The 20,177-nt window shown below is 50.2% G+C and carries 23 protein-coding genes; 10 read left to right on the plus strand and 13 right to left on the minus strand.

What is annotated here, in order from left to right; translation table 11 throughout:
- From JMG82_RS04130 to JMG82_RS04155, 6 genes are all read right to left on the minus strand, one after another.
- Nucleotides 1-1,119, minus strand: coding sequence for a multiheme c-type cytochrome (locus tag JMG82_RS04130; protein ID WP_201353664.1), 1,119 nt, complete (start codon nucleotides 1,117-1,119; stop codon nucleotides 1-3).
- A gap of 74 nt (nucleotides 1,120-1,193) precedes the next feature.
- Nucleotides 1,194-2,903 (minus strand): nitrite reductase, encoded by a 1,710-nt coding sequence (locus JMG82_RS04135; protein WP_201353665.1) that lies wholly within the window; start codon nucleotides 2,901-2,903, stop codon nucleotides 1,194-1,196.
- A gap of 298 nt (nucleotides 2,904-3,201) precedes the next feature.
- Nucleotides 3,202-4,656 carry a cbb3-type cytochrome c oxidase subunit I gene (locus JMG82_RS04140; protein ID WP_201353666.1) on the minus strand — a complete coding sequence of 485 codons (1,455 nt, stop codon included), beginning with the start codon at nucleotides 4,654-4,656 and terminating at the stop codon, nucleotides 3,202-3,204.
- Nucleotides 4,646-5,311 carry a c-type cytochrome gene (locus JMG82_RS04145; protein WP_201353667.1) on the minus strand — a complete coding sequence of 222 codons (666 nt, stop codon included), beginning with the start codon at nucleotides 5,309-5,311 and terminating at the stop codon, nucleotides 4,646-4,648. Before JMG82_RS04145 ends, JMG82_RS04140 begins: the two co-directional genes overlap by 11 nt.
- A gap of 10 nt (nucleotides 5,312-5,321) precedes the next feature.
- On the minus strand, nucleotides 5,322-5,669 hold the full coding sequence (locus JMG82_RS04150; RefSeq protein ID WP_201353668.1) for a hypothetical protein: 348 nt from the start codon (nucleotides 5,667-5,669) through the stop codon (nucleotides 5,322-5,324).
- 206 nt (nucleotides 5,670-5,875) lie between these two features.
- The gene (locus tag JMG82_RS04155; RefSeq protein ID WP_201353669.1) at nucleotides 5,876-6,250 is read right to left on the minus strand and encodes a hypothetical protein; all 375 of its coding nucleotides are present in this window, start codon (nucleotides 6,248-6,250) and stop codon (nucleotides 5,876-5,878) included.
- Nucleotides 6,251-6,410: 160 nt separating this feature from the next.
- On the opposite strand from JMG82_RS04155, the gene JMG82_RS04160 reads away from it, so the two are divergent.
- The 9 genes from JMG82_RS04160 to JMG82_RS04200 all read left to right on the plus strand — a co-directional run bounded on the left by JMG82_RS04160 (nucleotide 6,411) and on the right by JMG82_RS04200 (nucleotide 14,574).
- Nucleotides 6,411-6,596 carry a hypothetical protein gene (locus JMG82_RS04160; RefSeq protein WP_201353670.1) on the plus strand — a complete coding sequence of 62 codons (186 nt, stop codon included), beginning with the start codon at nucleotides 6,411-6,413 and terminating at the stop codon, nucleotides 6,594-6,596.
- A gap of 22 nt (nucleotides 6,597-6,618) precedes the next feature.
- Entirely contained in the window at nucleotides 6,619-7,260 is a 642-nt protein-coding gene (locus JMG82_RS04165; protein ID WP_236579187.1) for a Crp/Fnr family transcriptional regulator, read from the plus strand.
- 353 nt (nucleotides 7,261-7,613) lie between these two features.
- Nucleotides 7,614-10,418 carry a nitrate reductase catalytic subunit NapA gene (gene napA, locus JMG82_RS04170; RefSeq protein ID WP_201353672.1) on the plus strand — a complete coding sequence of 935 codons (2,805 nt, stop codon included), beginning with the start codon at nucleotides 7,614-7,616 and terminating at the stop codon, nucleotides 10,416-10,418.
- An 88-nt stretch (nucleotides 10,419-10,506) separates the two neighbouring features.
- Complete coding sequence (napG, locus tag JMG82_RS04175) at nucleotides 10,507-11,340, plus strand: ferredoxin-type protein NapG (protein ID WP_201353673.1); 834 nt, start codon at nucleotides 10,507-10,509, stop codon at nucleotides 11,338-11,340.
- Entirely contained in the window at nucleotides 11,337-12,167 is an 831-nt protein-coding gene (napH, locus tag JMG82_RS04180) for a quinol dehydrogenase ferredoxin subunit NapH (RefSeq protein ID WP_201353674.1), read from the plus strand. The genes napG and napH overlap by 4 nt, the downstream gene beginning before the upstream one ends.
- A complete protein-coding gene (locus JMG82_RS04185; protein WP_236579188.1) occupies nucleotides 12,164-12,736 on the plus strand; it encodes a nitrate reductase cytochrome c-type subunit in 573 nt (190 codons plus the stop codon). The genes napH and JMG82_RS04185 overlap by 4 nt, the downstream gene beginning before the upstream one ends.
- A 1-nt stretch (nucleotide 12,737) precedes the next feature.
- Nucleotides 12,738-13,256, plus strand: coding sequence for a ferredoxin-type protein NapF (locus JMG82_RS04190; protein ID WP_201353675.1), 519 nt, complete (start codon nucleotides 12,738-12,740; stop codon nucleotides 13,254-13,256).
- A complete protein-coding gene (locus JMG82_RS04195) occupies nucleotides 13,256-14,215 on the plus strand; it encodes a WD40 repeat domain-containing protein (RefSeq protein WP_201353676.1) in 960 nt (319 codons plus the stop codon). The genes JMG82_RS04190 and JMG82_RS04195 overlap by 1 nt, the downstream gene beginning before the upstream one ends.
- Nucleotides 14,212-14,574 (plus strand): chaperone NapD, encoded by a 363-nt coding sequence (locus tag JMG82_RS04200; protein WP_201353677.1) that lies wholly within the window; start codon nucleotides 14,212-14,214, stop codon nucleotides 14,572-14,574. The genes JMG82_RS04195 and JMG82_RS04200 overlap by 4 nt, the downstream gene beginning before the upstream one ends.
- A gap of 142 nt (nucleotides 14,575-14,716) precedes the next feature.
- Here JMG82_RS04200 and JMG82_RS04205 read toward each other — a convergent pair whose 3' ends face one another.
- From JMG82_RS04205 to JMG82_RS04230, 6 genes are all read right to left on the minus strand, one after another.
- Nucleotides 14,717-15,190, minus strand: a complete 474-nt coding sequence (locus tag JMG82_RS04205; protein WP_201353678.1) for a hypothetical protein — start codon at nucleotides 15,188-15,190, stop codon at nucleotides 14,717-14,719.
- Between the two features lie 83 nt (nucleotides 15,191-15,273).
- Nucleotides 15,274-15,873, minus strand: coding sequence for a hypothetical protein (locus JMG82_RS04210; RefSeq protein WP_201353679.1), 600 nt, complete (start codon nucleotides 15,871-15,873; stop codon nucleotides 15,274-15,276).
- Nucleotides 15,874-15,993: 120 nt separating this feature from the next.
- Nucleotides 15,994-16,413, minus strand: coding sequence for a hypothetical protein (locus tag JMG82_RS04215; protein ID WP_236579189.1), 420 nt, complete (start codon nucleotides 16,411-16,413; stop codon nucleotides 15,994-15,996).
- Between the two features lie 59 nt (nucleotides 16,414-16,472).
- Entirely contained in the window at nucleotides 16,473-17,090 is a 618-nt protein-coding gene (locus tag JMG82_RS04220) for a hypothetical protein (RefSeq protein ID WP_201353680.1), read from the minus strand.
- Nucleotides 17,091-17,148: 58 nt separating this feature from the next.
- A complete protein-coding gene (trpB, locus tag JMG82_RS04225) occupies nucleotides 17,149-18,375 on the minus strand; it encodes a tryptophan synthase subunit beta (protein WP_201353681.1) in 1,227 nt (408 codons plus the stop codon).
- 76 nt (nucleotides 18,376-18,451) lie between these two features.
- Nucleotides 18,452-18,661: a hypothetical protein gene (locus JMG82_RS04230; RefSeq protein WP_201353682.1), complete on the minus strand. Its 210-nt coding sequence runs from the start codon at nucleotides 18,659-18,661 to the stop codon at nucleotides 18,452-18,454.
- Nucleotides 18,662-18,776: 115 nt separating this feature from the next.
- On the opposite strand from JMG82_RS04230, the gene JMG82_RS04235 reads away from it, so the two are divergent.
- Nucleotides 18,777-19,832 (plus strand): mechanosensitive ion channel family protein, encoded by a 1,056-nt coding sequence (locus JMG82_RS04235; RefSeq protein ID WP_201353683.1) that lies wholly within the window; start codon nucleotides 18,777-18,779, stop codon nucleotides 19,830-19,832.
- On the opposite strand, the gene JMG82_RS04240 is transcribed toward JMG82_RS04235, so the two are convergent.
- The gene (locus tag JMG82_RS04240) at nucleotides 19,829-20,167 is read right to left on the minus strand and encodes a c-type cytochrome (RefSeq protein WP_201353684.1); all 339 of its coding nucleotides are present in this window, start codon (nucleotides 20,165-20,167) and stop codon (nucleotides 19,829-19,831) included. The two genes, JMG82_RS04235 and JMG82_RS04240, sit on opposite strands and share 4 nt — an antisense overlap.
- Nucleotides 20,168-20,177: the final 10 nt, after the last annotated feature.

The following is a 20,177-nucleotide window of genomic DNA, read 5'->3' on the forward strand; positions in this document are numbered from 1 at the left end:
CTATTTGACCTCATAGACAATCTTTTTCATGAGATAGGGCTCCATTAAACTTTTTTCTTTCAACTGCAAAGTGTCCCAGCAACTTGGTTTTGTCAAGTATGCCCACATTGAAACGATGATTTTATCATCTCTCTTCAAAGAAGAAACTTTATAATGGAGACTTCTGCTCTCTTTTGCACGTAAATTGTTTTTAAAACCGTAGCCGTAAGCTTTCGAGGGTATCACAACAGGCTCGCCATCTTTGCCGGTGAATTCTATGACAAAACAGCCCTTACTGTCCTCATACGGACTCTTTTTGAAATTTCTCCATATTGTCTTGCCGTTTCGCATGATACTGATATCGAGATACTTCATTCTTGCGGCCTGGATAATCAACGGATGTGCCATCTGGTTGGTGATCTTGATTACAATTTCATCGCCTCCCGCGGATGCGGTCACATTCATCTCCACGCTCTTTTCGCGCATCTGCCTGCTGTGGATACCGGGAAACCTGTGGCTTCGGTGTTTTGTCCGTGCGCGTTTGTTCATTTTCTCGACTCCGCCGCGAACGTACGGCATGTGGCATTTGATACACTCTTTGCTCTCTTGCTTTTCGTCCATACCTTGGAAAATTAATAGGTCATGATCATTGTATTTGTGTGAATGGCATCCCATACAGACATAGCGGTCGTATATCGGACTCTTTACCATGGCATGCTTGTCGCTTTCATCCGGATTTTCAAGCGAGCCGTACAGTGTGGGTTTGTATCCCGCGGCCTGTTTTGCCAGAACGATAATGTTTCTTTTATGGGCCTTTTTGACGTAGGCGATCTCATGACAATAGAAACATGATATGGCGTCTTTTTGTTCCTGATGAATGGGATTGGGCCTGGCCTTTCCCTGATCCATCGCATCGATATTGGTGGCCGCAGGCATATGACAGGCACCGCAGTCATATTTTTTCATGCTTGCTCTGTCTGCCACTTTTCTATGCAGTTCGTCATTGAAATAGGTTTTCGAATGATACGAGTGTTCATATTCGTCATAAATCTCTTCATGGCACTCTTTGCATGATTTGTTTGTAAGGTAGACTGCATACAAAAGTGGAGCAATGACGACCAACAATACTGTTTTTTTCATTGTCGATCCTCTAAAGGATGGGATGTATCTTCTTCTCGCAGAAGTCTCCCCCGTCGGGGGAGACGAAGGGACGATTACGCGCCCGGAATCTCCTGTCGGTGTTCGACAGAATAGGTGAAGGTAGGCGTCGTCATATTGTAGATATACTTGATGAACTTGCCTGTTTTGGCATCATAGATACCGATACGGCCGGTTGTCCACTCGGAAATGAATGTCCATTTGCCATGGTTGGCAGGTTCGGCATGCAGCAGCCTCGGCTGAACCGGATGCTTGACCTTTTTGCCTTTTTTGGGTGTATAGGTCACAAGCTTCTCTTTGGAAAGCTTGGATGCCTTTTCTTTACCCTTGACAGTCTGATACTGCGTTGCATCCCATGTCTGCAGAATTTTGCCGGTATGGGCATCGATCAGGTGGCCTTTTTTCTTGCCGACTTCAATGATGCGGTCGGTTTTGAGTGTCTGTTTGTTGATCAGATAGACTTTGTTGTAATTGGCCGGTCCGCCAAGTACACAGTCTGACCAGATATAGGGTGTATCTTTGCTTGTACCGACAAAGAGACCGCCGCCCGCAGTCGGCACGTTGGCCACGACTTCGTTGTTCATGTTCCAGATAACGACATTACCGACATTCATGCTGTTTGTCGCATTGAGCTGGCCGTACTTGTCATTATGCCAGGAACTTCCCTGTCCCGGGTGCGGTTTTGTGCCAGGTCCTGTATAGATCTTGGCTGCCAGTTTTTTCGTTTTGAGGTCGATGACGCCCATCAGGTCGCTTCCCTGGGATGCGACGTAAACGAACCGTCCATAATCGACACCTTCGTTTTCGAACGCATCATGCAGAATTTTACCGATATTGGGAATATCTCCGACAATCGGGAAATCGGGTTTGCTGTAGTCTACGATGTAGACGTGTCCGGCATCTTTAAGAGCGAAGCTGAAATAGGGCGCATAGGGCGTATCCGCAATATAGGCGACACGGCTCGGGCCGATGTTGCCATCCGGATCGATAACGCTGGAAGTCGGGTAAACTTTGAGCGGTTCAAGCGTTTTGGCGTCACAAAGTACCGCACCGCCCGGATTGTAATCACCGGCCATCACATATTTGCCATCGGGAGAAACTGCCAGACCGCGGGACTCCTGTCCTACCTGTACACTCGCGATAGCAGGCTGACCCGGAGCGTTGAGGTCGAACATCGTCAAACGGCCGGATCGGCTGATGGAATAGGCGTAGCGGGGCATACGCTTGTTGGTCACCGTAACGTGAACCGCAAATCCCGCTTTATGGCGTGAAAGCACTTTTCCGGTCGTACCGTCGATAAAGTCGACCAGTGAAGCGTCACGCTCTGTGGCGAAAACGATATCTTTGACATCTTTGACATCGACCGGTTTCGGATACTTCTTGTAGAGCGCATCCCGGTCAGCCAGTTTTTTCCACGTCTTTTTGACTTCATCAAGAGAGAGTTTGAGCTCGACTGTGTTTTTCCAGTTCATGAGCCAATCGACCATGCCTGCCGCATCGTCTCGGCTGAACATATGCTTCCATGAAGGCATCGCCGTACCTTCACGCCCGTTCAGGATCGTGTCGGCAAGCATCTGGGCATTTTTCTTTTTCAGCGCCTTGGGACGAAGGTCGGAACCGACACCACCCTGGTGGATCGGACCGTGACATCCCTGACACTCTTTTTCGTAGGTTTTGGCAAAGTCCATTTTCGATGTACCGGCATACAGTGAACCGGTCACCATGGAAACAGCGGCAGCCATACCAAGAAGTTTTGCAATCTTCATATTTTCTCCTTCGTTTTGAGATTTCCTCCCCTCAAAAACGGAGCCATGCGACTCACCTTACCACTCACCCTCCGGCTACTATCTTCCCTCTTCCAGTTTTTTCTTTTCCTGGAAGTAGATGAAGAACATGGGAATAATCAGAACCGTATGCAAAAAGATGGTCAATGTCAACGGACCCTGATTCAACCATGCGAAAAAGTTGCCACATGCAATGTCAGAGCATGTACTCCACATAGTATACTCCTTTCATTCTTATATTAAATATAAATCGTAAGGAAGAGTTGCCCCTTCCTTGCGATCAGGCCGCTGCGGCAGCGACCGCCTCACTCTTCTCTTCGGCCGATTCAACGGCACCGATGGTCAAAAGATCCCATGCCAGATAGACGAATCCGATGAAAGTGACCAGCCCCATAACCAGACGCCATGCCTGGGCCTGCAGCATCCAAGGCAGCTCCTGGGCAACGAAGTAGGCATCCCATCCGCCGCCGAGATCGGCGCGTTCGACAAGGACCTGTTCGTAACCGGCTATGGTCAGCGCAACAGTCATACCCAGAACACCGAAGGTCACCAGAACGATCGCCATTTTACTTTTGAATGTCATCGTCATTTTCTTGATGCCGTAGGAGCCCTGGACACCCAGGTACATCATACCGATCAGGATCGTCGCGTAGGCGCCGAAGAAGGCCAGGTGGCCGTGCGCTGCCGTGAACTGTGTGCCGTGGGTATAGATATTGACCTGCGGCAATGTATGGAAGAAGCCCCAGATACCGGCACCCAGGAAGTTACCGAATGCGTTGAGCGCGATCCATCCCATCGCAGGTGTGTTGTTGACGGCATGTCCGGTCTGACCCGCTTCACAGTGGCCCTGCTCTTTACCCCAGTCGTAGAGGACATGGACGAACATCGCGACCAGCGGCACAGGCTCGAGTGCGGAGAAGAGCGCACCGATCTCCCACCAGTATTCGGGTGTTCCGATCCAGAAGTAGTGGTGTCCAAGACCGAGGATACCGGAACCAAACAGCATCAATACTTCGATCCAGAGCCACATCTCGACGATTTCGCGTTTCGCTCCAAGGATTTTGATCAGTCCGTAGGCCGCCAGTGAACCGACGAAAACTTCCCAGGTCGCCTCGACCCACAGGTGGATAACCCACCACCACCAGTACTGATCCATGGAGATGTTGTCGGTAAAGAACATACCGCACAGATAAAGGCCGGCCAGTGCGAAGAGGTCCGCGACCATAACGGTCATGATGCCCGTTTTTTTGCCTTTCATAAAGGTGGCGAAGACATTCCAGTAGAAAATCAATACGACGACGACAATACCGATATCCGCCCAGCGGGGTGCTTCGATATATTCACGTCCTTCGTTGATGAACCAGATGGTCGACTCGTTGCCCGGTCCGACCTGAATGAAAATATAGACAAGAACCACTACGGTTACGGCTGCCGTCAATACCCAGAAGGCAAGTTTGCCAAGGCCGATTGCCACGGCTTCTTCACCCGTTTCATCGGGTATCATATAATAGACTGAACCGATCATGGCATAAAGCATCCAGACAACCAACGCGTTGATATGCACCATACGCGCTACGTTGAAATCGAACAGTTCAAACAGAAAACCCGGATAGAGAAATTGAATGGCAGCTATCAGTCCCATCAGCAGCTGTGCGCCGAAAAGGACAAGCGCCACACGAAAATAGTTCATCGCCAGTTTTTGCGATTCATATTTCAAATGAGCACTAGTGAGCATGTGTACCTCCTGCTAAACGTTTCGCATTCTGGGAGAAGTTGCGAGGGAAACCATTGGTATCAATCGCACTCATATGTTTGAGAAATGCTACGACTGCGATTGCTTCATCTTTTGTAATCCCGAGATTCGGCATCATGCGTGCATGCGTAGGATATTGCGAGGGATGCATCAAAAATTCCGCCATCGCCTCTTCTTTCGACTCTTTGCCGGTGATTCCGGTCATCGTGCCGTCGTTCCATTTCGGATCGAGCCACGCTTTTGTGAGATCTGGCGCAAAATACGCACCGTTGCCCAGCAGTGTGTGACAATCCATACAGTTTTTTGCCTGAACAGTCAGTTTGCCGTGATGCAGAAGCGCCGCAGCCTCTTCATTGCTCCACTCTTTACCGAAGAAAGGCTCTTTTTCACCGATTACCGGCACCTCGTGACCACGTTTGTCGTCCATTACATAGTCAATATGGTAGTTGATGACCGAAGCTGCCGGAATACGCTTTTTAATCCCTTTCGCCAGATCCTCATCGCTTCCCATACTGATCTGCCCCATCGTGTTGAACGTCAGCCAGATAAGCAATACGGTCGCCGTTCCTGTGACCCATGCAGCCGAACGACGCCAGAACCGTATGCTCGTCCAGACCGAAGCACTCTTCTTGCTCATCACTCCTCCTTTAATTTATTGGTTGACTATCTTCCGCCGATTCATAGCGTTTTTCCGACTCCTCCACAAGATAAAAGTACAAATGTGGCGCAATGAGATAGATCATCATTGCCACCGTCAGTACTTTTGCCGTGAAAGGGTTGCTGTGAATCCGTATCGAAAGATCGTACAAACTGTAAGCCTGCAATATCCAGAATATATAGCCGAAAGGCTGCCATTTCCTGGGAACAAACCCCATTTTGGACAAGGTGATCAACGCAGCATAACCGACTCCGAACACAAGAACCAGCGTCGCTACGATGAATATTCCCAAAAACTCATCCGGTGCCAGCTGAGGCATATAGATGACCGTTTCCATGACACTCCTTTCTTAAAAGTCCTTTTTAAAAGTGACTTTTCAATATACCCGGATAAGGCATGGAGATATTATGACAATATTTATCGTTGATCGGATTGACATGCATCAAGAAAATGCGTTTTTTTTGTTGTTTTGAAGATGAAGAGAAATTTTCAGAATTTTTTAATCAAAGCAGCCGGGATCCCAAAACATGGGGTTTGGATAAATTATCGATTTTTGTAGGGAATACAGCGGGCGGCAAAAAAAGGACGGACATAGGCATCGGATACAAAATTGTCACCTTCCAATCTCCATCCGCTGGATTTTTTCAAAATCAAAGACTGTGCTCCTTTGCGCACCATTCGGCTTTCACAGATGATCGGCTCCCCCTTTTCGAAAGCCTCTTTCACCTCTTTCATTCGGGTAGTGGTAACCCAGTAATGCGCGCCGATCGCCAGGGCGAGAAAGAGCGCAACCGAAGTCAAACCGGTTTTTTTGGCATTTTTTCCCATAAAAGGCCGTGTTGTTACGAAAAGTGTCACCAAAAGAATGATTGCAGCCAGTATAAGATAGGCACCTTCAATATAAAAAAAATTTCCCATTTTTTAACCTCACCTTGAATCTACGATATTAATCTACTAATATTATCAAAATAGGGAAACCAAACATTGACCTATGTCAATTGCTTCATGTCATCTAAACTGTTTCTCAGTCACAAATCCCTATACTTTTCCATTCAGTTATATGTTTTAAGGAAACAGTTTGGATGTAATTCTTACCCTGGTTTTCAGTATCGTGATGCTTTTTTTCATGATTTTTCCTGCCATGAAAATCACGGAATGGATCGATACACGCTTTCCGATTCCCCGGAAACTCTACACGCCGGTGATGCTGACAATAGTTGTGCTTCTATCCCTTTGTATCGGACTTTTTTTAAAATTTGCATGAAAGAAAACGGAAACAGAAAATCATGATGAAAAAACTGAAAAAATTTTACCTCTTCAGACACATGAGTGAAGAGAAGCTTGCCCGGCTCGAGGAGATTTCCAACATCGTCGAATACAAAAAAGGGACCATCCTCTTCTTCGAAGGTGACGAAGCAAAAAATATGATCGTGCTTATCGATGGCATCCTGCAGGTTTACAAAACGGACCAGAAGGGAAACAAGGTGATTTTGCACCATTTCTTCCCCATCGATGTTATCGCCGAAATCGTCAATCTCGAACATATGCGTTATCCGGCCTCGGCAGAGTTCGAAACGGACGGCAGGGCGCTTGTGATCAACTACGAACTTTTCGAAAAGGAATTTCTCAAAGATCCGGAAGTCTCCTTTGCATTCATCAAATCGCTTTCGAAGAAGATCAAATATCTCGAAAACGTCATTGCCACCAACATGGTGATGAATTCGACGGCACGGGTTGCCAAATTCATCTGCGAACACGGTCATGAAATCTCATCTTTGAAAAAGAGCATGATCGCCGCTGATTTGAACATGACTCCCGAAACGCTTTCGCGCATATTGAAAAAGCTTTCGACACTCGGCCTTATCGAAAAGAAAAAAGACGAAATTATCGTTCTGGACAAAGAGGGGCTTGAAACCTTCTATCTGTAACAATTTCGTTATTCGGATAAGGGCAGTTTTTCAGATTGTTTGCTTTCTATTGTTCCGGTATCGATTCTGCCTCTTTTTTTCTTGGAACAAAACCTTACTCAATATTCCCACTGCAAACAACGTTTTCAAACATTCTATCGGGCTCACTAAAAATTCTTAAACCGTCTCTTTAGTTGTATTTCTGACTTTTATCAATTTCATTGACCAATATCAAGAATAATTCAGGCGGACTTCTGTAGAATTATTTTGTGTTGGAATCCTAGTGTCCAGACTCAAGAAATATTTAATCAAATATTTCTGGGCTCTGGGCGCTTGGTGATTCCAGAAACGTGCAAATTTATTAGGAGGTAAATATGTCATCTATGTCACGACGTGACTTCCTCAAGAGTGCAGCGGCCGCAACGGCTGCCAGCGCGGTGGGGATGTCTGTTCCTAGCGAAGTAGAGGCCGAAGCCAATTCTGCTGAAGCAGGATGGCGATGGGACAAGGCGGTCTGCCGCTTCTGTGGTACCGGATGCGGTATTATGGTTGCAACCAAAGACGGTAAAATCGTTGCCGTCAAAGGCGACCCTGCGGCACCGGTCAATCGCGGTCTGAACTGTATCAAAGGATACTTCAACGCGAAAATCATGTACGGTGCCGACCGTCTGACCGTGCCGCTACTGCGGATGGATGAAAAGGGCAATTTCGACAAACATGGAAAATTCCGCCCTGTCAGCTGGAAGCGCGCTTTCGACGAAATGGAAAAGCATATCCGCAAAGCGCTCAAAGAGGGTGGTCCGGAAGCGGTCGCGGTATTCGCATCCGGTCAGTATACGATTCAGGAAGGGTATGCCGCCCATAAAATGATGAAAGCGGGATTCCGCTCCAACGCGATCGACCCCAACGCTCGCCACTGTATGGCATCGGCGGTTGTCGGTTTCTTCCAGACATTTGGTATCGACGAACCGTCCGGATGTTACGACGACATCGAAATCACCGACACGATCGTCACCTGGGGTGCGAACATGGCGGAAATGCACCCGATTCTGTGGGCGCGCGTCACCGACCGTAAACTCTCCGATCCCGATCGCGTCAAAGTCGTCAACATCTCAACCTATCGACACCGATGTTCCGACCTGGCCGATATGGAAATCATCTTCCGACCGGGTTCCGACCTGGCGATGTGGAACTATCTCGCACGCGAAATCGTCTACAACCATCCGGAAGTGATCGACTGGGATTTCGTCAAAAAACACATCATTTTTGCCACCGGTTTCGTCGAGACAGGTTACGGAATGCGCATGCCCGACGAAGCGAAAAAACTGGGTTACAGCGACAAAGAACTCGAAACGATCAAACAGGAAGCCAATCATACCGTTTCCGAAAGAGAAGCTCCGGGTCTCGCACCGCTGGGCTACAAAGCGGGCGACAACATGAAAATGGTTCACCGCGGCCATGCACTCGGACACTGGGAGATCAGCTTCGAAGAGTTCAAAAAAGGCCTCGAGCCCTACACACTCGACTATGTCGCAAGCGTTGCAAAAGGCGATCCCGACGAAAGTATCGAATCGTTCAAGAAAAAACTTGAAACGCTCCGTGATCTTTACATCGACAAGAGCCGAAAGATGGTCAGCTTCTGGACGATGGGTATGAACCAGCACTATCGGGGTTCCTGGGTCAACGAGCAGTCCTATATGGTCCACTTCCTTCTTGGAAAGCAGGCCAAGCCGGGCATGGGAGCTTTCTCGCTGACCGGTCAGCCTTCTGCTTGCGGTACGGCACGCGAAGTCGGTACCTTTACCCACCGTCTGCCGGCCGACATGCTGGTCAAGATTCCAAAACACCGAAAGATCGCGGAAAAAATCTGGAAAATTCCGGAAGGTACGATCAACCCGGTCGGTTATCAGCACATCATGAATATCCACCGCCAGATCGAAAGTGGAAAGATCAAGTTCGCCTGGGTCAATGTCTGCAACGCCTACCACGATTCCGCCAACGCCAACCATTGGATCAAAGCGGCGCGCGAAAAAGATGTCTTCATCGTCACGTCCGACGGATACCCGGGTATTTCGGCAAAAGTCTCCGACCTGGTCCTTCCTTCTGCGATGATCTACGAAAAATGGGGCGCCTACGGAAACGCCGAACGACGAACGCAGCACTGGCGGCAGCAGGTTCTTCCCGTCGGTGACGCCATGAGCGACACGTGGCAGTGGGTCGAACTCTCCAAACGCTTCACTGTCAAAGACCTGTGGGGCGAATGGACCATCAAAGGCGGCAAAAAGCTGCCCAACGTCATCGAAAAAGCGAAGAAGATGGGCTACAAAGAGGACACAACGATGTTCGAGATTCTCTTCGCCAACGACTATTATAGAAGCTTCAAAGCCGACGACCCGATCATGGAAGGGTTCGACAACTCCGAAGTTTTCGGCGACAGCCGCAACGTTGTCGGCAGCGACGGCAAAGTCTTCAAAGGATACGGATTCTTCATCCAAAAAGCGCTCTGGGAAGAGTATCGCAAATTCGGTATCGGACACGGACACGACCTGGCCGATTTCGATACCTACCACCGTGTACGCGGTCTGCGCTGGCCTGTCGTCAACGGAAAAGATACGCCCTGGCGCTTCAACGTCAAATACGACCCGTATGCGCGAAAACATGCGAAACCGGGAGAAGAGTTCGCCTTCTACGGACCGGCGCTCAAAACAATCAAACGGGGTAACCTCAAGAAAATCGATCCGAAGGCGGGCAAGATTCATCTTCCGAACAAAGCGAAGATCTTCTTCCGCCCCTATCTGGATCCGACCGAACAGCCGGATAAAGAGTACGATACCTGGCTCTGTACGGGTCGTGTTATCGAACACTGGCATTCCGGTACGATGACAATGCGTGTTCCCGAACTCTTCCGTGCGATGCCGGAGGCGTTCTGCTACATGAACCCCAAAGATGCGAAAGCCAAAGGCTTCAAAGACGGCGATCTCGTCTGGATCGAGAGTCGACGCGGCAAAGTCAAAGCCCACATCCAGACACGCGGACGGAACCGACCGCCCAGAGGGCTGGTCTTCGTACCCTGGTTCGACGAGCGCGTCTTCATCAACAAGGTGTGCCTCGACCATACGTGTCCGATGTCCAAACAGACCGACTACAAAAAGTGTGCGGTCAAAATATACAAAGCGTAAACCGCTTCGTCGCCGGGAGAGCTGCTCCCGGCCGAATCACCAACCTCGAGAGGGTTGAAATTTCAATGGAAAAAGGTGGATTGAGTCTTTGAACACTCAAAATCCGAAAAAAGAGAACAAACCCAAAATCACCGAAAGACGGCGTTTTCTGACCATCATGGCGCAAAGCGTCGGACTCTCGGCGCTGGGCGGTATCGTCTGGATGGGGTATGTGGAGGAGGCGAAGGCTTCGCCGCTTTTGCTGCGTCCGCCGGCAGCGTTGCCGGAGCAGGATTTTCTGCGCACCTGCATCAAATGCGGACAGTGCGCGGAAGCCTGTCCATACGATACGCTTTTGATGGCCAAGCCGGGTGACGGCGTGCCGATGGGTACACCCTATTTTATTCCAAGAGATGTTCCGTGCTACATGTGCACGGACATTCCCTGTGTGCCGCCCTGCCCGACAGGCGCACTCGATCAAAAGAGCGTGACGACCGTCAAGGATGGCAAGGAAGAGCTCGATATCAACAAGGCCAGGATGGGCCTGGCGGTGGTCGATCACGAGTCGTGTATCGCATTCTGGGGTATCCAGTGCGATGCGTGCTACCGCGCCTGCCCCGTTCTGGGTGAAGCGATAACGATCGATTTTATACGGAATGAACGGACGGGAAAACATGCCAAACTGGTGCCGGTGGTCCATGCGGATCACTGCACGGGATGCGGCCTGTGCGAGCATGCCTGCGTGACGGAGAAAGCGGCGATATTCGTTCTGCCAAGGGAAGTCGCCATGGGCAAACCGGGCGACTACTACGTCAAAGGATGGAGCAAAAAGGATCAGGAGCGCATCAAACAGCGCAGTCTGGAAAACCTGAAGACGAAAACCGAGCGGAGCAAAAAGAAACCGCAGGAGTATCTGAATATGGATGAGGAGCTCTACGAATGAAAAAGCTCTTTAAAATGCGGTATCTGATACTTCGCAGGATCGTCCAAATCGGCCTCCTTTTTCTCTATTTCGCGGGAAACGCCTACGGATGGAGTATTCTGAAAGGAACACTCAGCGCATCCGTACTGTTTGACACTATTCCGCTGGCCGATCCCTTTGCGATACTGCAGATGCTTTCGGCCGGGGCGATGATGGGCATCGACGTTTTTGTCGGTGCCGCCATCATTGTCCTCTTCTACGGCATCGTCGGCGGCAGGGCTTTTTGCAGCTGGGTCTGTCCGGTCAACCTGATAACCGACCTTGCCAACTGGCTGCGCCGAAAACTTCTGCTCGACAAAGTGGAGAGAAAAGTGTGGGTAAGCCGAAATGCCAGATACTGGGTACTGGGCTTGTCCCTTATCGTCTCAGCACTTTCGGGACTGGCGGCGTTCGAACTTGTCAGTCCCATTACGATATTCAACCGGGGTGTCATCTTCGGCATGGGCATGAGCGGCGGTGTACTGCTGGCGATTTTTCTGTTCGATCTCTTCGGGGTCAAGAACGGATGGTGCGGACATATCTGCCCGCTTGGCGGCTTCTATTCGCTGATCGGGCGTTTCAGTCTGATACGTGTACGCCATAACGAACCCAACTGTACGCTCTGCATGAAATGCAAAGAGGTGTGTCCCGAAAGTCAGGTCCTGTTCATGATCGGAAAAAAGAGCACGACCGTCAACATGGGTGAATGCGTCAACTGCGCCCGCTGTATCGAAGTGTGCGATGATGATGCGCTCGGGTTTAGTCTAAGAGATTTTGCAACTACCAAAGCCAAAGGAGACAACAAATGAAAAAATTGATTCTAACGGCTCTGTCTGCTGTGTTGGTACTGGGCATTAGTGCCTGTGCCGGCAAAAGCGGAGAGAGTGCGACTAAAATGGATGAGCAAGAGCTGAACAGCAAAGCTGCTCCGATCGTAACCGAAGAGGAACTTGGACTGCGTAAAGAGAATCTTTACTCAGAAGAGACAAAGCCGGTCAAAGCAGAATTCAACCGGCCGGCACCGGGTGCGGCAAAAACATTCGAGCGTTCCTATGAAAACGCACCGCCGCTCATTCCCCACAGTGTCGACGGTCTGCTTCCTATCACCAAGAAAAATAACGCATGTCTGGGATGCCATATGCCGGATGTCGCGCCGAGCGTCAAAGCGACTCCTATTCCGCCGACCCATTTCATGGATTTCCGCACACAGAAAAAACTGGACCATCTGGCGCAGCAGCGTTTCAACTGTTCCCAGTGCCACGTACCGCAGGCGAACGTCAAACCGCTTGTCAAAAACAACTTCAAGCCCGACTATCGACGGCCTGAAGACAAAAGCAGATCCTTCCTGATCCACGACCTCAACGAAGGTGTCAAGTAAGATGATCGACGAAGAGAGACGGGGGCTTTTCGCCTCCCTCTCCTCGGCGATAAAAAAAGAGAAACAACGCGAAAAACCGGTTGTCCGGCCTCCCTACAATACCGATCCGTCTCTTTTTTACAAACTGTGTCCAGACTGCTCCGACAAGCGGTGTGCCGGAGTGTGTGAAGAGGAGATTATCGTCATTGACGAGAGGGGAACCCCGACACTCGATTTTTCCAAAAACGGGTGCACCTTTTGCGACGCCTGCGCCGACGCGTGTGACAGCGGAGTTTTAAGCGACAAAACGCTAAACTTCGTCGATACGACGGTCGAAATCGATGTTCTAAAATGTGTCGCGTGGCACCAGGTACTTTGCAGCAGCTGCAAAGATCCATGTCTTGAAAACGCCATCGTGTTTCTCGGACTGTTCCGGCCGGAAATCGATATGGACCGTTGCACGGGTTGCGGATGGTGTCGTCCGGTCTGTCCGGCCGATGCCATTTTGTTCATTCCCCCAAAAAGGAGAAAGGAAGCATGATGAAAAAGCTGTTTCTGCTTGTGTTGGCACCTCTGCTGCTCTTTGCAGCTTCCATCATCAAGCCGGCTTCGACCATCGATGTCGATGGCAATGTCATCGATTCGATCGTTGTCGGAGATCTCCTCTATGTCACGACTGATGCCGGCACACTGGAGACATACAACTGGAAAAGCAGAAAGCTACTCAATAAAATCTCTTATCCCAAAATCCACGATTTCATGGGCGATCTGATGCTTCCTAAAGTATTCGGTGTGGATGTCGATCCGAAAACGGGCGCGATTGTCGTTCAGGTACAGGCCGAAGAGGGGGCGCGTGTTCTTTATATCTACGACGCAAAGGGTCATCGTCAAACATTGCTTGATGAAAAATCGCACATACAGATGCGCGAGGTACGCTTTGTCGACAGCGGCCATCTGCTGATTTCGACAATGAGCAACGACCTGATTCTCTTCGATATCGCAAAAAAGAAGATTTTATATCGCGAGCAGATCAGTCCCTCGACATTTTCCGACTATCAGCTGAACGAAGATCATACGAAAGTGGCGAGCAGCTGCGAATCGGGCGATCTGTTCATTACCGATGTCATGAGCGGGAAACGTCTCAAAACATACAGCGGCATCAACAAAGACAACGTCTTCAAGGTCGATTACAAAAACAACAGGGTCCTCACCTGCGGCAAGGACAAAAAAGCGGTGCTCTACAATATTGACAACGACAGGCAAACCGTTTTTCCGACCGACTTTTTCGTCTACGCCGGCGCATTGAACGCCGATGCGTCTATGAGCGCATTCCAGATAGACATCGACAACGATATCGCTCTATACGACAACCAAACAAAAGAGATGAAATATAAACTTGTCGGGGCAAGCTCGACACTCAACAATATCATTTTCATTGATGACAAAACACTCATCAGTTCTAGCGATGACAACCATATTTTAATCTGGAGGATTCCATGAATATTTCAAGTATCGTAGTACAGGTACGCCAGGAGCATGTCGACGAAGTGGTCGAAACGCTAAAAAATTCGGATTTTTGCGATTATCATTTTCATGACAAATCGATCGGAAAAATCATCGTGACCGTCGAAGGAGAAGGCGTCGAAGAGGAGATCGCGAAGGTCAAACAGATTCAGGCCGTCCCCCACGTGATAGCAGCGGACATGATGATGGCATACAGCGAAGACGAACTCGACAAGGAGCGTTCCAAGCTCGAAATGGGCGGTCCAAACGTCCCCGAAATGCTCAACGACGATTCCATACGCGCCGAAGATATCGTCTACCATGGTGACTTGAAAAAGAAAGATTTCGGTTTTTAGTCCCTACGCATCGCCATTGGCGATGCCCTCATCGTGCAGCGCGACGGTATCCCTTTTGGGATTAAACAAAAACGCATCGTTCACACACTCTTTGCCTCATCCTGCTTGCAAGTCGGCAGGATGACGCAATCTGTCTTGTTGACTATTTGGAAGGAAGAGTTCGGGGAGCTTGGGCAAGGGGAACGAGTTCCGAAATTTCCGCCTGGCGAAGAATCTCGAATCGGTTTTCAACCTGGAGGAATCGTATCACTTCCGCCGTACTCATGATTTTCTTGAACTTCTTGACATACGCTCTTTTCAAAGCGATGGCATCCTCTTCCGTTTTGAACCATTCGTCGATAAGTTTCTGTGCCTTGGCATCATCAAGCTGTTTGTAATTTTTCGCATATTCCACGATGATATTGAGGCGCTTGGCGAGAATATCGTTAATCTTCTCCTGGAATTCGTCGTAAAGTGTGCCGAATGCCTCTTTCTTTTTGCCCTCCAGGTTCATCGTAGCGAGTACGATCGCCTTTTTTTGTGCCATTTTGGACAGCATCGCCAATTGAACTTCATCGTTGGGCAGTGCAAAAGCGGTAACGGCAGCGATTGTGAAAGCGGTAATCCATTTCTTCATGGAAACTCCTTTTGTTTGATTTTGTAAAATTATACCGATATTCGAACGAAATTCGCCCTCTTTTCGAACTTAGTTGTTCTTTATCAAAGTTGGCGAAGTTTTACGATGGCAAAAAGACCCTCCGGAGTCTGCTCTACATGGTAATCCGAATCGATCGGCGGTTTACGGTTTTCCAGGATTTCCGAAAGTTCATGAAGAACCATGCCGAAATGGTTCAACAAAGGTACGCGGATCTCCTTGATCTTCGCTTTGTGGATCTCGTCCGCGATACGGTTCAAAACGCACTCGTATGCGGCTTCGTTCGTGACGTATTGGAGGTAGTAGTCGAACATGGCGTCGATATTTTTCAGCCATGCCTGTCGCGCTTCTTCGGTCAGGGTTGTCGCCTCCTTGATATGGGTGCGCAGATCATCCACCATCGCTTTGGCTTTCTCTTCTCGTGACTGGACATAATCGTCGAGATTTTTGCAGTATTTCTGCATCAAATCCATAATCTGCGTTTCGCTCAGCTCACTGGTTTTGGCCCGATAGACAATATCCTGCGTGCCTTCCGGTACATCGAATGCCTGAGCAAGCTGCAATGCCACTCCAAGATAGATGTATTTGTCCGGTTTACCTGTATCGAATCGAACCCCTTTGTCCGTAACGATAGGTTTGGGACCGACGAATTTGATGGTTGTCATGATTTACTCCGATAGTGTAATTTCTATGCTGATATAGTACCGTAAACGATGTTTGTATGCGATTAAAATCATCGGAAACAGTGAATGCAGAGCAATACATGGAAATACCGTGGATGGGTGTCAGACCACCCACATAATCTGGGAAAGAACAATAATGACGACGACCAGTGTGAAAGGGAAATAGTGGCTTTTGAAAACCCAGGGGTTGATCTTGAAAACCTTTTGCATGAAGCCCCTCACTCCCAGCCACAGTCCCAAAAAGGCTTTGATCAAGAGAACAATTTGCAGATGGCTCAGACCCTCCGGAGCGACCTTGCCGAAAACATAGGGGAACATGACGATACCCGTTCCCACGACGACGAAAAGAGCATAGGGGACCACTTTCCTCACATGCACCATGATCGCTTCGCGGCAGGCCGCCCCTTCCTCGGCGGACAGGGACTTTTGCATCTTCTGCATGAAAAGGATGTCGGTGAAAAGGAAACCGCCGTAGACAAAAGCGGCGAGCAGATGGATTGTATGGATCAGGGTGAAAAACATCGGAACACCTTTTTAGGCGCGATTATATCCGATAGGAGATAAAAAAGAGTTGTCCGCCGTCAACGGGCACGGCGGACAGGACGGGGGCGGGGTCTTGGCCGCGGGGCGGGACGCGGTCTTTGGACAGGCCTTGGGCGAACGGCCGGTTTCTGCGGACGTGCCACCGGTTTCGTCGAAGGCCGCTGGATGGGCTGCGTGGAGGGTCGCTCGGGGCGCGGACGGTTGAAAAAAGGATTCTCTGTCGGCTGGATCGTCACCGGATTTTTCCCAGGCCTGTGCGGCGGCTTTTCTCCCGGATGATGCGGTGGCTTCTCCTCGGGATGGTGAGGGTGTTCATGGTGGGGGTGATCGTCCCAATAGTAGGGCGGATAGGCGTAGATGGGATGGGGCCAGTAGACACCGCCATAATACCCCCTTTCGTCCCGCAAATCTTCATGCCGCTCTTCCTCCTCGTGCCCCTCGCCTATCTTGATCATTCGCTCGATCCGTGCCTTGGAGAGGTCATGCTTTTTTGCCACTTCGACGAATTTGTCCCGCTTGCTGTACATCTGCACCCGTTCTTTGCCATCCTCGACAACAAAACAGTTGGAGCGCTGTTTGTAGCAATGGGACGTGGCATGCAGCGCATTTCCTGTCAACAGCAACAGCAAGGCCCATCCCGCCATTCTGGTTCTCAAGAGACTCCTTTCACTATCTTTATTACAACAATTTATTTATTCTAGATTTGTCGTGCAATCATTCCAACATGGAGGGAGCCCAGTCGATTACGCCGAAATTGTCGACGACGTAGTCGATATCTTTGTCGCCGCGGCCGGAGAGGTTGACCAAAATGGCATCGTGGGGGACCTCCTTGGCCAGTTTCATCGCGTAGGCGATGGCATGAGCGCTTTCGAGTGCCGGAATGATCCCCTCCATCTGGCTGATAGCGTAAAACGCTTCCACCGTCTCTTCATCCGTCGCGCCACGAACATGAACCCGTCCGATATCGTGCAGATAGGCCTGCTCCGGCCCTACGCCCGGGTAGTCGAGACCGCTGGCGATGGAGTGCACCGGCGCCGGTTCCCCCTCTTCCGTCTGGAGCATGATCGATTTGAAGCCGTGCAACACCCCCTCTTTGCCATATTCCAGCGTCGCGGCATGGTCACCCAGCCGGGTGCTTTTGCCCAGCGGCTCCACGGCGTAGAGTTGCACCGGATCGTCGATGAAGCCGCTGAAGATCCCCATGGCGTTGGAGCCGCCGCCGACACAGGCGACCACATGATCCGGCAGCTCTCCGTCGGTCATCTGCATATACTGTTCCCGCGCCTCGATGCCGACGATGCTCTGAAAATCGCGCACCATCAGAGGAAACGGATGGGGACCGACAACCGAACCGATGGCGTACATCGCCGTATCAAGCTGTGAAAGGTAGGCTTCGAAAGCCGAATCGACCGCCTCTTTGAGGGTTTTGAGACCGTGGGTCGCTGGGACCACTTTTGCGCCGAGTATCTTCATTCTGACCACGTTGGGATGCTCTTTCTCGATATCGACCTCGCCCATGTGGATCTCGCATTCGAGTCCGAAAAAGGCACATGCCGTCGCCAGCGCCACGCCGTGCTGCCCCGCCCCGGTTTCGGCGATGAGTTTGCGCTTCCCCATGCTTTTGGCAAGCAGCGCTTCGGCCATGCAGTGGTTGAGCTTGTGGGCACCGGTATGGTTCAGGTCTTCGCGCTTGAAATAGATCTGTGCCCCGCCCACCGCGTCGCTGAGGCGTGTGGCGTGATAGACCGGCGTGGGACGCCCCTGGTAATGTTTGCGGATACGGCGCAGTTCGGCAAGGAATTCGTGGGATTTTCGAAGCTTCATATACGCTTCGGTTATACGTTCGAACTCTTCGACCAGCTGAGGTGGAAGAAAAGCACCGCCAAACTTGCCGAAATACCCTTTTTCATCGGGCTGGGATTTGAGATAGGTGTGTTTCATCGAAACTCCTGGAAAACGGAATCTGTTTTCCAAGAGTGTAGTACGAAGTGGATTAGAGAGGATTTAAACGATCATTTCAGATCAGACCGAGCTCGGCGAAAATGGGCTCCAAAACGGCGAACTTCTGTGTCAGCTCTTCGATGAGACTGCCAAAGGCTTTGTCCTCCTCATACCACTCCTCGATATGGGCGATGGCATTGTTTTTCTCCTCTTCGCTCAGTTTGTCGGACTTGCGAATCGCCTCTTTGAGTTTTTCCAGTTTTTCATGATGTTTGTGATGGGCCATGATGATCCTTTTTTTCTGTAATCTTACACCAATTTGATTAAAAGTTTCTCTTTCTTACGGTATGATTGCGCTATGACACAGAATCGGTACAATATCCATCACAAAGAGTCGCATCGTGTTTGAACTTTTGAACAAGACATTCTACGGCAACACCATTCTGGAGTGGTCGATCGCGGCGGGAGGCATCATCCTCTCCTTCATCATCGCCAGGACCCTCTACTGGCTCATCGGCCACTTCTTCAAAAAGGTGACAAAAAGAACGCAAAACCGATTCGACGACATTCTCGTCGATATGCTCGAAGAGCCCATCGTCTTCGTACTGGTCATTACCGGCATCTGGTACTCACTCCACTTCCTCCATCTAAGCGATATGGCGGAAACGATCGTCTCCAGAGCCTACTATGTCCTTTTCATCATCGCGGCAGCATGGCTCATCACCCGGTTGTCGGACGCCACGATTGAAACCTACCTCGTCCCCTACGTACGCCAGACCGAGGGGAAACTCGACGACCAGCTGCTTCCGATCATCCGCAAAGGGATCAAACTCTCCGTCTGGAGCATTGCGATCATCGTCGCTCTCGACAATGCAGGCTACGACGTCAAAGCGGTCTTGGCGAGTCTGGGTATCGGCGGTCTGGCACTGGCTCTGGCCGCCAAAGACACGGTCGCCAACCTCTTCGGCAGTTTCACGATATTCGTCGACAAACCTTTCGTGGTGGGTGATCGCATCAAGGTCAAGGGGTACGACGGTTTCGTCCGTGAAGTGGGCATCCGAAGTACCCGCCTGCAGACGCTCGACGGGCGTATGGTGACCATTCCCAACCAGTTCGTCGCCAACGAAAGCATCATCAACGTTACCAGCGAACCGAGCCGGAAGATAACGATGGACCTGGGACTTACCTACGACACCACGCCCGAAAAGATGGAACTGGCGATGAAAACCCTCAGAGATATCGCCGCATCCCACCCCAACGTGGAGGATAGAATCGTCACCGCCTTCACCGAATTTCTCGACTCGGCACTCAACATCCGTTTTATCTACTACATCCAAAAAGGCAAGCCCGTTTTCGATACGCAAAACGACATCAACATGCAGATTCTGCACCGTTTCAACGAGTTGGGACTGGAGTTCGCTTTCCCCACCCACACGGTCTATACGAAAACGGTTTAATCTTTCCGGGTGGCCATCCACTTTTTGAAAGGCTGCAGCGCATCGATGAAATCGGCGACATCCTCGATTTCTTTGGGTGTGAGGGGCAATGTGGGCATGGCATTGGCGCTGTATCCGAATTGTCGATACATACTGCCGGGATCGCCGGCGTAAGCTATGATCTCCTTCTTTGTCCGGGTGTAGGAGACGAGGTTGAAATCCCGTCCCATTCCGCCTGTCATGTGAATGCTGTGGCATTGGGAACAGTTGGCTTGATAGACTTTTTCCCCCGCTTTCGGATCGGCCAGAAGCAGTGTGGCCACGGAAAGAATCGACAATCTGATAATGTTTCTCATTACTATCACT

Source organism: Hydrogenimonas urashimensis (assembly GCF_016593255.1).
Lineage (GTDB): Bacteria > Campylobacterota > Campylobacteria > Campylobacterales > Hydrogenimonadaceae > Hydrogenimonas > Hydrogenimonas urashimensis.

Excerpts from the sequence above, each read along its gene's own strand:
- JMG82_RS04145 (WP_201353667.1), bottom strand. The coding sequence starts at position 5,311 with ATGAGCAAGAAGAGTGCTTCGGTCTGGACGAGCATACGGTTCTGGCGT.
- JMG82_RS04230 (WP_201353682.1), bottom strand. The coding sequence starts at position 18,661 with ATGGCCCATCACAAACATCATGAAAAACTGGAAAAACTCAAAGAGGCG.
- JMG82_RS04155 (WP_201353669.1), bottom strand. The coding sequence starts at position 6,250 with ATGGGAAATTTTTTTTATATTGAAGGTGCCTATCTTATACTGGCTGCA.
- JMG82_RS04190 (WP_201353675.1), top strand. The coding sequence starts at position 12,738 with ATGATCGACGAAGAGAGACGGGGGCTTTTCGCCTCCCTCTCCTCGGCG.
- JMG82_RS04195 (WP_201353676.1), top strand. The coding sequence starts at position 13,256 with ATGAAAAAGCTGTTTCTGCTTGTGTTGGCACCTCTGCTGCTCTTTGCA.
- JMG82_RS04200 (WP_201353677.1), top strand. The coding sequence starts at position 14,212 with ATGAATATTTCAAGTATCGTAGTACAGGTACGCCAGGAGCATGTCGAC.
- JMG82_RS04215 (WP_236579189.1), bottom strand. The coding sequence starts at position 16,413 with ATGTTTTTCACCCTGATCCATACAATCCATCTGCTCGCCGCTTTTGTC.
- JMG82_RS04130 (WP_201353664.1), bottom strand. The coding sequence starts at position 1,119 with ATGAAAAAAACAGTATTGTTGGTCGTCATTGCTCCACTTTTGTATGCA.
- napA (WP_201353672.1), top strand. The coding sequence starts at position 7,614 with ATGTCATCTATGTCACGACGTGACTTCCTCAAGAGTGCAGCGGCCGCA.
- JMG82_RS04240 (WP_201353684.1), bottom strand. The coding sequence starts at position 20,167 with ATGAGAAACATTATCAGATTGTCGATTCTTTCCGTGGCCACACTGCTT.
- trpB (WP_201353681.1), bottom strand. The coding sequence starts at position 18,375 with ATGAAACACACCTATCTCAAATCCCAGCCCGATGAAAAAGGGTATTTC.
- JMG82_RS04165 (WP_236579187.1), top strand. The coding sequence starts at position 6,619 with ATGATGAAAAAACTGAAAAAATTTTACCTCTTCAGACACATGAGTGAA.
- JMG82_RS04135 (WP_201353665.1), bottom strand. The coding sequence starts at position 2,903 with ATGAAGATTGCAAAACTTCTTGGTATGGCTGCCGCTGTTTCCATGGTG.
- JMG82_RS04150 (WP_201353668.1), bottom strand. The coding sequence starts at position 5,669 with ATGGAAACGGTCATCTATATGCCTCAGCTGGCACCGGATGAGTTTTTG.
- JMG82_RS04140 (WP_201353666.1), bottom strand. The coding sequence starts at position 4,656 with ATGCTCACTAGTGCTCATTTGAAATATGAATCGCAAAAACTGGCGATG.
- napH (WP_201353674.1), top strand. The coding sequence starts at position 11,337 with ATGAAAAAGCTCTTTAAAATGCGGTATCTGATACTTCGCAGGATCGTC.
- JMG82_RS04205 (WP_201353678.1), bottom strand. The coding sequence starts at position 15,190 with ATGAAGAAATGGATTACCGCTTTCACAATCGCTGCCGTTACCGCTTTT.
- JMG82_RS04210 (WP_201353679.1), bottom strand. The coding sequence starts at position 15,873 with ATGACAACCATCAAATTCGTCGGTCCCAAACCTATCGTTACGGACAAA.
- JMG82_RS04185 (WP_236579188.1), top strand. The coding sequence starts at position 12,164 with ATGAAAAAATTGATTCTAACGGCTCTGTCTGCTGTGTTGGTACTGGGC.